The sequence below is a fragment of the Enterococcus sp. LJL128 genome (assembly GCF_056924295.1).
Window position 1 is genome coordinate 159011 of the sequence record NZ_JBXPBP010000006.1, and the last position, 12881, is coordinate 171891.

General features: G+C 39.6%; 13 protein-coding genes. 10 read left to right on the forward strand and 3 right to left on the reverse strand.

Annotation, left to right across the window (positions count from 1 at the left end; genetic code table 11):
• Positions 1 to 9 precede the first annotated feature (9 nt).
• From AC1Z3K_RS09735 to AC1Z3K_RS09750, 4 genes are read left to right on the forward strand one after another with little or no spacing between them, the layout of a single operon-like run.
• Positions 10 to 633 carry a hypothetical protein gene (locus tag AC1Z3K_RS09735; protein WP_461732599.1) on the forward strand — a complete coding sequence of 208 codons (624 nt, stop codon included), beginning with the start codon at positions 10 to 12 and terminating at the stop codon, positions 631 to 633.
• A gap of 27 nt (positions 634 to 660) precedes the next feature.
• Positions 661 to 2067 (forward strand): MBOAT family O-acyltransferase, encoded by a 1407-nt coding sequence (locus AC1Z3K_RS09740; protein ID WP_461732600.1) that lies wholly within the window; start codon positions 661 to 663, stop codon positions 2065 to 2067.
• Between the two features lie 11 nt (positions 2068 to 2078).
• Complete coding sequence (locus AC1Z3K_RS09745; protein WP_461732601.1) at positions 2079 to 3479, forward strand: alginate O-acetyltransferase AlgX-related protein; 1401 nt, start codon at positions 2079 to 2081, stop codon at positions 3477 to 3479.
• 24 nt (positions 3480 to 3503) lie between these two features.
• A complete protein-coding gene (locus tag AC1Z3K_RS09750; protein ID WP_461732602.1) occupies positions 3504 to 4304 on the forward strand; it encodes a hypothetical protein in 801 nt (266 codons plus the stop codon).
• Positions 4305 to 4708: 404 nt separating this feature from the next.
• Here the strand turns inward: AC1Z3K_RS09750 and mscL are convergent, their stop codons facing one another.
• On the reverse strand, positions 4709 to 5116 hold the full coding sequence (mscL, locus tag AC1Z3K_RS09755) for a large conductance mechanosensitive channel protein MscL (RefSeq protein WP_426083228.1): 408 nt from the start codon (positions 5114 to 5116) through the stop codon (positions 4709 to 4711).
• A gap of 201 nt (positions 5117 to 5317) precedes the next feature.
• On the opposite strand from mscL, the gene yfmF reads away from it, so the two are divergent.
• The 6 genes from yfmF to AC1Z3K_RS09785 all read left to right on the forward strand — a co-directional run bounded on the left by yfmF (position 5318) and on the right by AC1Z3K_RS09785 (position 11098).
• Entirely contained in the window at positions 5318 to 6586 is a 1269-nt protein-coding gene (gene yfmF / locus AC1Z3K_RS09760; protein ID WP_461732603.1) for an EF-P 5-aminopentanol modification-associated protein YfmF, read from the forward strand.
• Complete coding sequence (gene yfmH, locus AC1Z3K_RS09765) at positions 6579 to 7871, forward strand: EF-P 5-aminopentanol modification-associated protein YfmH (protein ID WP_461732604.1); 1293 nt, start codon at positions 6579 to 6581, stop codon at positions 7869 to 7871. Before yfmF ends, yfmH begins: the two co-directional genes overlap by 8 nt.
• Before the next feature lie 23 nt (positions 7872 to 7894).
• Entirely contained in the window at positions 7895 to 8617 is a 723-nt protein-coding gene (gene ymfI / locus AC1Z3K_RS09770; RefSeq protein WP_426083232.1) for an elongation factor P 5-aminopentanone reductase, read from the forward strand.
• 30 nt (positions 8618 to 8647) lie between these two features.
• Entirely contained in the window at positions 8648 to 9550 is a 903-nt protein-coding gene (locus tag AC1Z3K_RS09775; RefSeq protein WP_426083235.1) for a helix-turn-helix domain-containing protein, read from the forward strand.
• 398 nt (positions 9551 to 9948) lie between these two features.
• Positions 9949 to 10527 carry a CDP-diacylglycerol--glycerol-3-phosphate 3-phosphatidyltransferase gene (pgsA, locus tag AC1Z3K_RS09780; protein ID WP_426083237.1) on the forward strand — a complete coding sequence of 193 codons (579 nt, stop codon included), beginning with the start codon at positions 9949 to 9951 and terminating at the stop codon, positions 10525 to 10527.
• Between the two features lie 100 nt (positions 10528 to 10627).
• Entirely contained in the window at positions 10628 to 11098 is a 471-nt protein-coding gene (locus tag AC1Z3K_RS09785; protein WP_426083238.1) for a GNAT family N-acetyltransferase, read from the forward strand.
• 17 nt (positions 11099 to 11115) lie between these two features.
• On the opposite strand, the gene AC1Z3K_RS09790 is transcribed toward AC1Z3K_RS09785, so the two are convergent.
• Together AC1Z3K_RS09790 and AC1Z3K_RS09795 are read right to left on the reverse strand one after the other, a co-directional pair.
• A complete protein-coding gene (locus AC1Z3K_RS09790) occupies positions 11116 to 11322 on the reverse strand; it encodes a hypothetical protein (protein ID WP_461732605.1) in 207 nt (68 codons plus the stop codon).
• Positions 11323 to 11332: 10 nt separating this feature from the next.
• Entirely contained in the window at positions 11333 to 12868 is a 1536-nt protein-coding gene (locus tag AC1Z3K_RS09795) for a DUF1958 domain-containing protein (protein ID WP_461732606.1), read from the reverse strand.
• Positions 12869 to 12881: the final 13 nt, after the last annotated feature.

Sequence of the window (12881 nt, forward strand, 5' to 3'; positions counted from 1 at the left end):
TAACTTCGAATGAAAAAGTATAAACTAGCGGGGGCAATGCTTCTTTTCAGCTGTTTTCTACTGACAGGCTGTAAAACAACTGCTTCGTCTGGAGAAACCGGAACATCCGATTCCTCTTCAGGTGAGGTATCAGAATCCAGTACAGCAAATACAGGGACCGATTCTTCTTCAAAGGGAAAGACAGAAACAAAAAAACAAACGAAAATAATCGGAACACAAACTGGAAAATCAGGAGAATATGAGAAGCTTTTGGATAATCAAACAGGCTCTGATATTACAGGTATCGCTATTAAGAACATGTCAGAAGAAGCTTTTGAAGGAAATCTGCTTAAAGAAAATGATCCATTTTTAAAAAATGAACAGGGAAAAATGTATTTCACGCCTGAAACGGATAGTGATGCGGGTTCTGGTGATGGCGATGCAAAAGTTATCATTCCAGGTTATGATCTTTCCTTAACAACAAAGGATGGCAAAGAATATATTTTGCACGGTTTCCCTTTTGATGATTTAGAAGAGGCAACACTCTTTATTAAAGATGATGTAGCTTATATTGAATACGAAAGTGTCACCGGAGAACAGGTCAGTACCTTCGAAACAGAAAAGTCCATGAAGGAAATAGAAAGCAGCCAGTAATGCTTAGAGGGGAAGGCAACGATAACTATGGTTTTTAGTTCAATGACGTTTCTATGCGTTTTTCTGCCAGTTCTGTTCATCCTGTACTATTTAGTAAAAGGAGTTAGACTGCGCAATTTTCTATTAATTGGAGCAAGCCTGCTGTTTTATGCTTATGGTGAGCCTGTTTATATTGTGCTGATGATTATCAGTACATTGATTAACTATTTCTTTGGTCTGTTGTTAGTAACGGAAGAAGTAAAGAAAAGAAAGCTAGCACTCTTTTTCGCAGTTCTTATTAATCTGGGACTACTAGGTGTATTCAAATATTCTGATATGGCTGTTGAGACAGTAAACGGGCTGCTGGGTACGGCTTTTGAAGGACCTGGTTTGAAATTACCAATAGGTATTTCATTTTACACATTTCAAGCCATGTCTTATGTCATTGATGTTTATCGAAAAGATGTAGCAGTTCAGAAAAATTATTTTAATATCTTATTATATATTTCATTTTTCCCACAGTTAATTGCAGGGCCAATTGTAAAATATCATGATATTCAGGAGCAAATCGATAACCGTCATGCTGATCCCAAGCGGATAGCAAGGGGCTTTCGCCGTTTCACAATTGGGTTGTCTAAAAAAATATTGATTTCCAACGCTGTGGCGATAGCCGCAGATGCTGTTTTTGCTTTTCCCTTTGCTGAGATTAACATTATTTCAGCATGGATTGGTGCAATAGCGTATGCATTGCAGATTTATTTTGATTTTAGCGGCTATAGCGATATGGCTATTGGACTAGGGCATATGTTTGGCTTTCATTTTCTGGAAAACTTCGACTATCCTTATGTATCCAGATCAATTAAAGAATTTTGGCGAAGATGGCATATTTCGCTGTCAACCTGGTTTAAGGAATATCTTTACTATCCGTTGGGAGGAAACCGTAAAGGAAAAACACGGACAGTCCTCAATAAATGGATCGTCTTCTTTTCTACAGGCTTGTGGCATGGCGCAAGCTGGACGTTCGTGATTTGGGGCTTGTGGCATGGATTGTTTCAAATGATTGAAGAATTTTTACCAGTCAAGAGGCTGCCGCGACTTTTAGGTCATATTTATGCGCTGCTGGTGGTCTTTGTTGGATTTGTCCTGTTCCGTGCAGAAAGCTTTCAGCAGGGGCTGCATATGATTGGTCAAATGTTTACTGGGTTTCACTTTACGGAAACGCAGCAAATGCTGGCTTTTGAACAACTGACGCCGATTTTTATTTTAGCAACAGTTGTTGGAATGATTATTAGTATGCCGATTTTGCCTAATATACAGATGAGGATTGCACCTGATAGCTCATTGGAAAAAGTACTGCTTCCTATGACCTATATCAGTTCGATTATCTTGCTGGTTTTATGTATGTTAAGTTTATCCAGCGGAACATACAATCCATTCATCTATTTTAGATTTTAGGAGGATGGCAAATGAAAAAGAATGGACAATATATCGTATATCTACTATGTATTTTCACAATATTATTAATTCCGTTTGCCGGTATGACCTTTTGGCCTACCAACGAAACAGCAGAGAAAACCGAGCTGGCAAAGTGGCCGTCAATGAAAAAGGACGGTGAATGGAATTGGGGGATTCTACAGGATATGGGGACATATTTTGAAGATCACTTTGCCTTTCGAGAACAGCTGGTTACGGCTAACGCTATGGTACGCAGTAATACTGTAGGAAGTTCTGCCACGGACCGAGTAATTGTTGGGGAGAACGGCTGGCTTTATTTTAATGGTACACTGGATGATTACCTAGGGAAAAATCAGATGACGAATCGTCAGCTGTTTATGGCGGCTCAAAATCTGAAGATTATGCAGAAATATGCAATAGACCGTGGTGCTCAGTTTTTATTTGTATCGCCAGTGAACAAAAATACGTTATATAATGAGAATATGCCCAGCCGCTATCATAAGGCAGAAGAAAGCAACCTTTCCCGATTGCTTTCTTTACTATCAGAGTATGATGTAAATTATGTCGATTTAGAGGCTGTCTTTAAAGAACAGGAGCCTATCCTATACTTTAATGGAGACACACATTGGACGAATGAGGGAGCCTTGCTTGCCTATCGTTCGATTATGGAGCGGTTTGAGTTGCAGCATGAAACCTTTCTAAATGTTCCGTTTGAAGAACGAAAGGATCATGTGGGGGATATTTCGGAAATGTTGTATCCCAAAGCGCCAAAAAAAGAAGCAAATCAGTATTATTCTCATCGCTATACAGTAGTAAATGATATTACAGATATGATGGATCCGTGGATTGAAACTACTAGTGCAGCTGAAGAGAACCGTTTGTTGATGTACAGAGATTCTTTTGGCGAGAGCTTAGTACCGTTTATGGCTGATGAATTTGGGCAAGGTTATTTTACCAGATATGTTCCATACAGTTTTCTACAGGTGGATCAGTACCTGCCGACACATGTAGTAGTTGAACGGGCAGAACGGACGTTGAGAAAGCTGACGATTGATATTCCAATTATGACTGGGCCGATTGTGCCCAATATAACTGGTGGTCAGATTCAGACAGATACCTCAATGACAATTAAAAAGGATAATGATTACTATCTACTGCAGGGAGCCGTGGATCCGAAGCAGATTACGGATAGAACAGAAATTTATCTTTCGGTTCGAAATAATGAAACCAATCAAACAGTCTGCTACCAGCCTTTTTATCTTTCAAAGGACGAAGAGGATGGCGCAGGATTTCAATTGTATTTAGCCAATATGCAGCTGCCGAAAGACACACATATCAATCTTATGACAGTAAAAGCTGGTGCAGCTACAATTGTTTATTCAGAAGACCTATTGAAAAACAATATTAAATAAAAAATAGTATGGGGGATTTATAAAATGAAGAAAGTCATGCAGTTAGTTACCTTATTCGCTTGTGTGCTTGGTATGACAGCGTGCGGCAGCGGAAAGAAAGATACAGCATCGAGCACTGAAAAAACAACAGTAAGCAGTTCAACAGCTACGACAACAAGCTCAAGTGAAGAGAAAACGTATCAAGTTGTAGGTGTAAAATCAGATACTGCTTCAAAAGCATTGGTTAAGAACAGCACAGGACAGGAAATCAAAGCTGTAGCCATTAAAGCTGCTGAACAGACAGAATATCCAGCCAACATGTTGAGTGAAAACGCAACGATTAAAAATGAGGATACCGTACAATTATTTTATACACCTGAAAACAAAGAGGGTGAACAAAAATATACCGTGCAGGTAACATTTGCTGATGATACGGTACACGAAATCAGTAATTTCAATTTCTCTGATTTTGATCCAAAATCAGAAGTTGAAGTAGGTTATGATGGTACGGTGGCGTTCTTGAAATATAAAAATAAAGCAGGTCAAGTCGTTGATACCAAAGAACAAGAGCTTGCTGCAAAAGCAGAGAAGGATGCAGCAGCACAAGCTGAAGCAGCAGCCAATGCCGATGCACAAGCAGCAGCGGATGCCCTAGCGGCTCAGGAGACAGCCAATGCACAGCCAACCGTTGACAATAATCAAGCGGCCGCCGATGCTCAGGCAGCAGCTAATGCAGCGGCACAACAGCCAGCAGCACCTGTAGAACAGCAGCCGGCAGCTCCAGCAGCTCCAGCACAGAATCAAGGCGCAGACAATTGTCTTGATGATGGGGCTATGTTCAACTAAGAGTAACTTAAATAAATCAGCAGTCTGAGGAAAGAAAAGCTTCCTCAGACTGTTGATTTTTTATTAAAGAAGAATAATTTATATATTTTTTTGGATACTAGGAGTGAAAGAAACTATTTTATTGCAGAAAAGTAGCTTTTTTTAAAAAGTTTCATCATACTTTATTCATAAATAGAGGCTAAACTAATAATCAAATATAAGATGTTTCATTTCATTTAACTCCTAATTAAAACAGCTGAAAACCTCCTCCGGTTTTCAGCTGTGTGTGTTTTATAAAGCTTTTAATTTTTTGCAGAACAGCAAAAAGAGTAGGAAAAAGAAGAATCTCAATATTGGACTCAAAATCCAACTTATTGAAGATTACTAAATATCCTACTCTTTTTATCTGTAATACGGAAATCTGTTTACTGTTCTTTTTTGTTTTGGGCAGCCAGCAAATCACGAATTTCTGCCAGATATTCTTCTGCTGTAGGTGTCTCTTCTACCGGCTCTTCCTCTTGTGGTTTTTTCATTTTGTTTGCTGCCTTAACAATCAAGAACAGGACAAATGCGGTGATAATAAAAGTAATGATTGCACTAATGACGTCTCCAACTTTGAACGCTACGCCATTTACATTGAAGACCAGTGAACCGAATGCATCGTCTGCACTGCTTTGTCCAGTTATCATTACAATAATCAAGCTAACAATAGGGGTAATCAGACCATCAACGACTTTGGTCACGATTGCTGTGAAGGCACTCCCGATAACAACCCCAACAGCAAGATCAAGTACATTTCCCCGCATCATAAATTCTTTAAATTCCTTGAACATAGTATCCCTCCTCTACTATTTTAGTATACTCAAAATTAGAATAATTTTAAACGAAAACAGTTTGGAATCTTAAAAGTAGTAGAAGCTATGCTATAATTATACGCAGAAACAGAAAGTTAAAAAAGTATTTAAATACAGGGAGATTCTTGAATTTATAAGACATATTGATTATGATGAAACAACGAAGAAAGGGTTGAAAACATGTCAGTTAAGCTAGCTAAGGGAGTCAATCTACATATTCTGCCAACTAAAAAATATAAAACCGTACGTATATTAATACGTTTCAATACATTATTGGACCGCCGAACCATTACCAAACGGACTTTGTTGTCCAGTCTGCTGGAAACAAATAGTCTAAACTATCCGGATCAGACGCAAATCAGTGAACGGCTGGCCGAGATGTACGGTGCCAGTTTTGGTTTTAACGTAAATAAAAAAGGAAACCTGCACTGGCTGAATCTATCCATGAGTATTGTTAATGATAATTACCTAAATCAAAGTCATGTTCTGGAAGAAGCAGTTGCATTTATTAAAGAGATTTTGTTCGCTCCTCACATTGTTGAGGGTCATTTCGATCAGGAAACTTTTGACAGAGAGAAGGAAAATACAGGGGCTTATATTGAGAGTGTGATGGAAGATAAGCAGGCATATGCAGCTCTTTCACTGCAAAACCTTTATTTTGATGAATCTGATGCCCAAAAAATTCCTAGCTTTGGTACTCTGGAAGACTTGAAAAAGGAAACTTCTCGAACAATCGCCGATTATTACTATGAGATGATGGCGAAGGATCAAATTGATATTTTTATTTTGGGTGACGTGGAAGAAGAGGTGACTGCTAAACTAATTGCTGAGTTGCCGTTTACAGAACGGGAAGCCGGAGTAGGTGAAGTTTTTTATCATCATACGATTGATAATGTCATTAAAGAGCGTTCAGAAAGAGAAGAACTGGCCCAATCTAAGCTGAATATTGCTTATGATACAAATGTTTTCTATGGCGAGGCCTCTTATTTTGCTTTACAGGTATTTAATGGACTTTTTGGAGGTTTTCCTCATTCCAAGCTATTTATGAATGTTCGTGAAAAAGAGAATTTAGCGTACTATGCTTCCAGTAGTTTAGATACTTTCCGGGGGATGTTAACTGTTCAAACCGGAATCGATGGGAAAAATAGAGAAAAGGTTCTGCATTTGATAGCGAAAGAGCTGGAGAATATCCGTAAAGGCGAAGTGTCGGAAGAAGAGCTGCAGCAGACAAAGGCAATGCTGAAAAATCAATATCTGTTGTCTCTGGATAATGCAGGTTCTGTTCTGGAAGGGGCATATATGGATTTTCTGTTACCGGAAACAGTTCTTGAACCTGAGGAGTGGCTGCGTCGTCTAGAAGCAGTAACACTTAAAGAAATACAAAAGGTTGCCAATCAAGTTAAAATGCAGGCTATTTTCTTTTTAGAGGGGGAGCAGAAGAATGGATAAGAAATCCTATCCGCAAATCAATGAAACGCTATATACAGAAGTGCTGGAGAATGGCTTAACAGTCTATCTGCTGCCTAAAAATGATTACCATAAAACTTATGGATTATTTACTACCGATTATGGATCAATTGACAATGAGTTTGTTCCGTTAGGAAAAAATGAGATGATACGAGTACCCGATGGAATTGCTCATTTCCTCGAGCATAAAATGTTTGAAAAGGAAGATGGCGATGTTTTTCAGGCTTTTGGACGTCAGGGGGCCTCTGCCAATGCTTTTACCAGTTTTACGAAAACCAGTTATTTATTTTCCACTACAGATCAGGTAGAAAAAAATCTGGAAACACTGATTGATTTTGTACAAGCACCATACTTCACAGAAGAAACAGTGGAAAAGGAAAAAGGGATTATCGGTCAGGAAATTCAAATGTATCTGGATGATTCAAATTGGCGGCTGTTTTTTGGAATTCTAGGGAATCTTTATCCTAAGCATCCACTGCATATCGATATTGCAGGAACAGTAGAAAGCATCAGTCAGATTACTGCTGATGATTTATATACGTGTTATCATACGTTTTATCATCCAAGTAATATGACCTTGTTTGTTGTAGGAAAAATGGAGCCGGAAGAAATGATGGCCTCCATCCGAAAAAATCAACAACAGAAAACTTTTGCAGCTGTAGCGCCGATTAAACGTCATTTTCCGATTGAAGCAGCAGCAGATATTGTTCGTGAAAGCTCAATTGAAATGCCTGTACAGCGGCCCAAGGTCCTTGTAGGACTTAAAGGGCTTGATGAGGTGCCTGAGGACGGCTTCGACCTGTTGAAGTATAAGACAGCAGTAAATTTATTGTTACAGCTGCTTTTTGGGAATACCTCTCAAAATTACCTCTCATTGTATAATACAGGATTATTAGATGATAGCTTCAGCTATGAATTTAATCTGGACCGCAGCTTTCATTTCGCTGACATAGGCGGCGACAGCGACCAGCCAGAGCAACTGGCTGCAGAGCTGGAAAGAATTTTGTTGTCTTATGAAGACAGTCCGGAATTAACAGAGGAAAACCTTGATTTGCTTAAGAAAAAAATGATTGGAAAGTATTTCCAGTCTTTAAATTCGTTAGAATATATTGCCAATCAGTTTTCACAGTCATTATTTGGTAAGACAACGCTATTTGACATGCTTTCTGTAATTGAAGCCATTTGCTTGGACGATATCAAAAAAATTGGAAAGCAGTTTATTCGTAAAGACGGCTTAAGCAGATTTTATATGTATCCTAAAAACTAGCAAAAACTGATAAGGAGACAGTCATGAAAAAGGCGTTGATTATGGGGGCAAGCGGAGGTATTGGAACCGCAGTTGCAAGACAGCTGGCAGCCGCCGGCTGGTCATTGTACTGCCACTATCATGAAAATGAGGAAAAGGTCGAAAATTTGATTAGAAACTTTCAAAATTGTTATCCTCAGCAAGAATTTTTTATGGTATCCTTAGATATGTTGGAAGAACAGCAGTTTCCAACTTTTTTAGAACAATTATTTCAGGTAGACGCTGTAGTTTTTGCCAGTGGTTTTACCTATTATACATTGCTGGAAAATCAGACAAATCAAGAAATTGAAAATCTTTTACAGATCCACTTGAAAGCACCCATGCTTCTTTGCCGGGATTTGCAGAAAAAACTGAGTAAGAGCGGTCAGGGTCGGATTCTTTTTATCGGTTCTGTTTATGGTCAGTATGGCAGCAGCATGGAAGCTGTATACAGCGGTGTGAAAGGCGGACAAGAAGCGTTTGTCCGAGCCTATAGCAAAGAGGTTGCCAGCTTAGGCATCACTGTGAACATAGTAGCTCCAGGAGCGGTTCAAACAGAGATGAACAAGCAGTGGACAATGGAAGAAATTCAGCAATTGGAAGAAAATATAGCAGTAGGCAGGATGGCTCATCCGGATGAGATAGCTGGAATAACGGCTTTCTTGCTTTCTGATCAGGCAAATTATATAACCGGAGCGACCATTCCCGTTAATGGGGGATGGTATTGATATTTTAGAAAGACTGGAGAAGATGAACGAGTGGCCAGCGTTAATATAGGACAGAGACTACGAGAAGCACGACTACAAATGAATATGTCGTTAGATGAGCTGCAGCAGATTACGAAGATCCAAAAGCGCTATTTAATGGCAATTGAAGAAAATAATTTTGATTCCATGCCTGGGACTTTTTACGTGCGTGCCTTTATTCGCCAGTATGCCAATGCGGTGAACCTTGATGGTGAAGAGCTAATCAACTATTTTGACGGAAAAGATCTCCCGGAAGATGTTGAACTGGCAGCGGAGTATAAAACGCTGGAAGAATCCAGAATACAGATTTATGAAGAAGAACGGGAAAGCAGTCTATTCAAAAGCCTACCAGCAATTATTTTATCACTGTTTGGACTAGCTATTGCGATTGTTGTGTTCTATATTATGTGGCAGGATCAAAAGGCGAATCCGATTATTGAGCCGCCTGCTTCTACAATTACAGTGGAACGTTCTTCTGAGAGCAGCTCTTCTGTTGAATCAACAAGTACCTCATCTTCTGAAACAAGCAGTTCTGTACAGGAAAGCTCAACGACTGAAAGTAGTGAGGAAAAAACAGCTAATGTTGTGTACCAAAGCGAAGCGAATAGAGTTGTTAATTTAAGTGCTACTGACGTAGATACACCTGCGAAATTCAGTTTTACTGCAACCGAAGGGAACTGCTGGGCCGGAGTAATTATTGATGGCGCGTATGTTTTCCAGTCAACTGTACCGCAGGGACAAACGCAGGAGTTTGAGATACCAGCTGGTGCGACGAATGTCACTGTGGCATTGGGCGCTTCAGAGTATATGGACATGAAGCTAAATGGACAGCAGGTTATTTTTAACCCGAACGATACAGGGATTGGTGAACGTAATCTCTTATTTACCATTGCCTATAAAGAGCCGCAACAATAGTAACAGATGTTTTGGCTCTGAGTTTAAAATTAGAGAATAAATAGAGGTTGTGACAGAAGTGTTCAGCTTCAAGCAATAAGGCGGAAATTCCGAAAATTGTTCTACAAATTTTTGCGAATTTCCGCCTTATTGTCGAAGAAGTTACTTCTGAAACACCGTTTATCCGGTTTTAAGGGACTGAGGCATACTAATGTCACAGCCCCTCTTATTAAGAGTCAGCTGTATCCTTTAAAAAAAGAGATAGCTATGCGTTGATTTTCTCCAGTTTAGTGAGAGGTTTCAAGAGAATAACAAGATACAAAGTAAATCAGGTATCACTTTATTGAGAATTTAGATGGTTTATCGTGACAGGTTATGTCGGATGACGTAAAATAGAAAAGGAAAGCGAGGAATGAGCGTTGAATTTACCTAATAAATTAACTGTACTTAGAATTTTTATGATACCAATTTTTATTTTGGTAGTTACTCTGCCTTTGGATTGGGGCTCAATCACTGTTGGGCAAACCGTGCTGGAAATCACCCAATTGGTTGGGGCAGTGATTTTTGCGATTGCCAGTATTACAGACTGGCTAGATGGAAAAATTGCCCGGGCAAGAGGATTAGTGACTAATTTTGGAAAGTTTGCTGATCCGTTAGCAGATAAAATGCTGGTAATGACAGCGTTTATTGTCTTAGTTGGACAAGGCAAAGCGCCTTCGTGGGTTGTTGCAGTTATTGTCTGTCGTGAACTGGCGGTTACAGGTTTGCGTCTGCTTCTGGTAGAACACGGGGAAGTGATGGCAGCTGCGTGGCCAGGTAAAATTAAGACAGCTACTCAGATGGTGGCAATTATTCTATTACTGATTAACAATATTCCTTTCAACCTGATGGGACTGCCGGTTGATTTGATTATGCTGTACACTTGTTTGATTTTTACAATATACTCCGGTGTAGATTATTTTATTAAAAATAGTGAAGTATTTAAAGGTTCAATGTAGAAATGGATTGAATAGAGGACGTATAAGAGGGGCTGCGGGACAGCTTCTCTTTTTTAGAAATTTTTATTTACACATAGTATCTGAAAAAAGAGGTGGGTTAGTGATTAAGAAAATTAGAAATCACAGAGGGGAATTATCTGAAGCTTTAGGGTTGGTTTGGCGAACTTTTATGGAGTTTGAAGCAGTTGATTACTCTAATCAAGGAGTTCAGGAATTTAAAAGCTTTATTTCTTTACCTGAAATCAGTAAGAAGCTTGAGAATAACGAACTCTTCATCTGGGGATACTATGAAAAAAGTAAGCTTTTAGGTGTTATAGCAGTTAGAGAACCCTTTCATATTTCCTTATTGTTTGTTGACAAGGCGTATCATCGTCAGGGAATTGCACGAAGACTTTACTCTAAAATGATCGAAGATTATTCAAAAAATACGAACTGTCAGATAGTAACGGTTAATTCTTCACCTTATGCAGTGGAAGCCTATCTTAAGTTAGGATTTACAGCTGCTGGTACAGAGAAAGTAATTAATGGAATTCGTTTCATTCCAATGGAAAGAAACCTATCCGACAAATGAAAAAAGCAGCGACTCTTTTATATTAAGAGAGCTGCTTTTTTCTTATGAAGCGTGCAGTAATGAACTAAAGCTGTATCAAATTGATACTCTGCTTTGTCAAAGCAGCGGTAACGTAATTCATCGGACAGATTGTCTGATGCTGCAGTTTCAGTGATACTTTCAGAAATAGCTGCATTTGGTTTAACAGTCGCCGGTTTCTTCTTTAACCAGCCAAATAGTGTCATTTACTTTCTCCTAAAACGGCAGCCAAGGACCTAAAATGAAGGTTCCTCCACCTAATAGAATAGCGGCAAGAATTAATGTAATACCTAAAATGAAGGCTGTCTGTCTATGAGAGGTTGCCCGTCTTCTGGAACGCTTTGTTTTACTTCCTGTAGTTCCAGCATACATCAATAAAAGAACTGCTATTACTAAAAGTGCTGCTACAAGCGCATACTCTTTCCAAGCCTGCTTAATTTTACCAAGTAGAGAGCTGTCAGCTGTGCTGCTTTTTGTCTCTGCTTCTTCCTTTGCCTTTTTGTCTTCCTTTAGCTGATAAGGGATACTTGGTGCTGGAATACTCGATGAGACTTGATTCAGCTGGTTAGATAAAAGCAGCTGTTGGTTGTCCGAGAGAATATATTCAGGCTGCGTCCCTTTACGTAATAGACCAAAAAATTCTTGATCAAGAATAATTTCTTTATTATTGATTGTTTGTGTTCCTGCATCCAGCAGCTTTCTATATTCAAATGTATTGAAACCATAGTCGAATAACGCATTACCAAATGCATGCCGCTGATTTTCGCTTTCAGCATCTGTCCAGTCACCTACACCTAGGACTACTTCAATTAGACGCATGCCGTCTCTTGTAGCGGTTGCTGCGTAGTTATAGGCTGCTTCCGGACTAGCACCAGTCTTGAGACCATCTTCGCCCTCATAGCCGTATAATCCGCCGGGAATTGATTTGTTGGAGTTTTCTAAAAGCTCAGCGTATTCTGTATTTTCCATCACCGTAATCTGCTGTTTGTTAGTGTACTCCAAAACCTCCGGATGATTTTTCAACAGATGATAAAACATCAAGGCCAAGTCCCGAGCGGTCGATACATTATCCGCCTCTGGATCAATCCCCGCAGGCGAGTAATAGCCGTTAAAGGCACTGGCTGCTGCCCCGCTAGGATTGTAAAAGGTAGTATTTGTCATCCCCAGCTCCTGTGCCTTTGTATTCATCATTGTGATGAAGGCTGCTGCATCATTATTTGTTACTAGGTTTGCCAGCATGACAGTTGCTGCATTTGATGATGCCATCGTAGTCATATATAGCAAATCAGTAACGGGATAAGCAACACCAGAAACAATAGGTGAATTACTTAACTCATAGATTTCTGAGATTGCCTGGTCACTTTCAGTTGCTGTGACTGTCGTATCTAGCGTAATCGTTCCCTGCTTGATGGCGTCAAACAGCAGATAAACTGTCATCATTTTGGCGATACTCGCCGGATACCAGGTCTGATCAGCCTGATCTTCCCAGATGACCTGTCCAGAGCTGGCATCAATGACAATAGAAGCAGCAGGACGATAGAAATCATCAACGGTATAACCTGCATTACGGGTAATCGTCATGATATCCTCTTGAGCAGGTGCTTCCTCAGAGGATGTCATGGTTTCACTGTTTGTTATTTCAGATTGTCCAGTACCTTCTTCTGCATAGCCGGTCAAACCAGTTAGAATGGAAGCAAAAGAGAACAGCAGGCTTAATAAGAGAGCCAGATGAATTTTCTTGTTTTTGTACATAGTTACTCCTTTT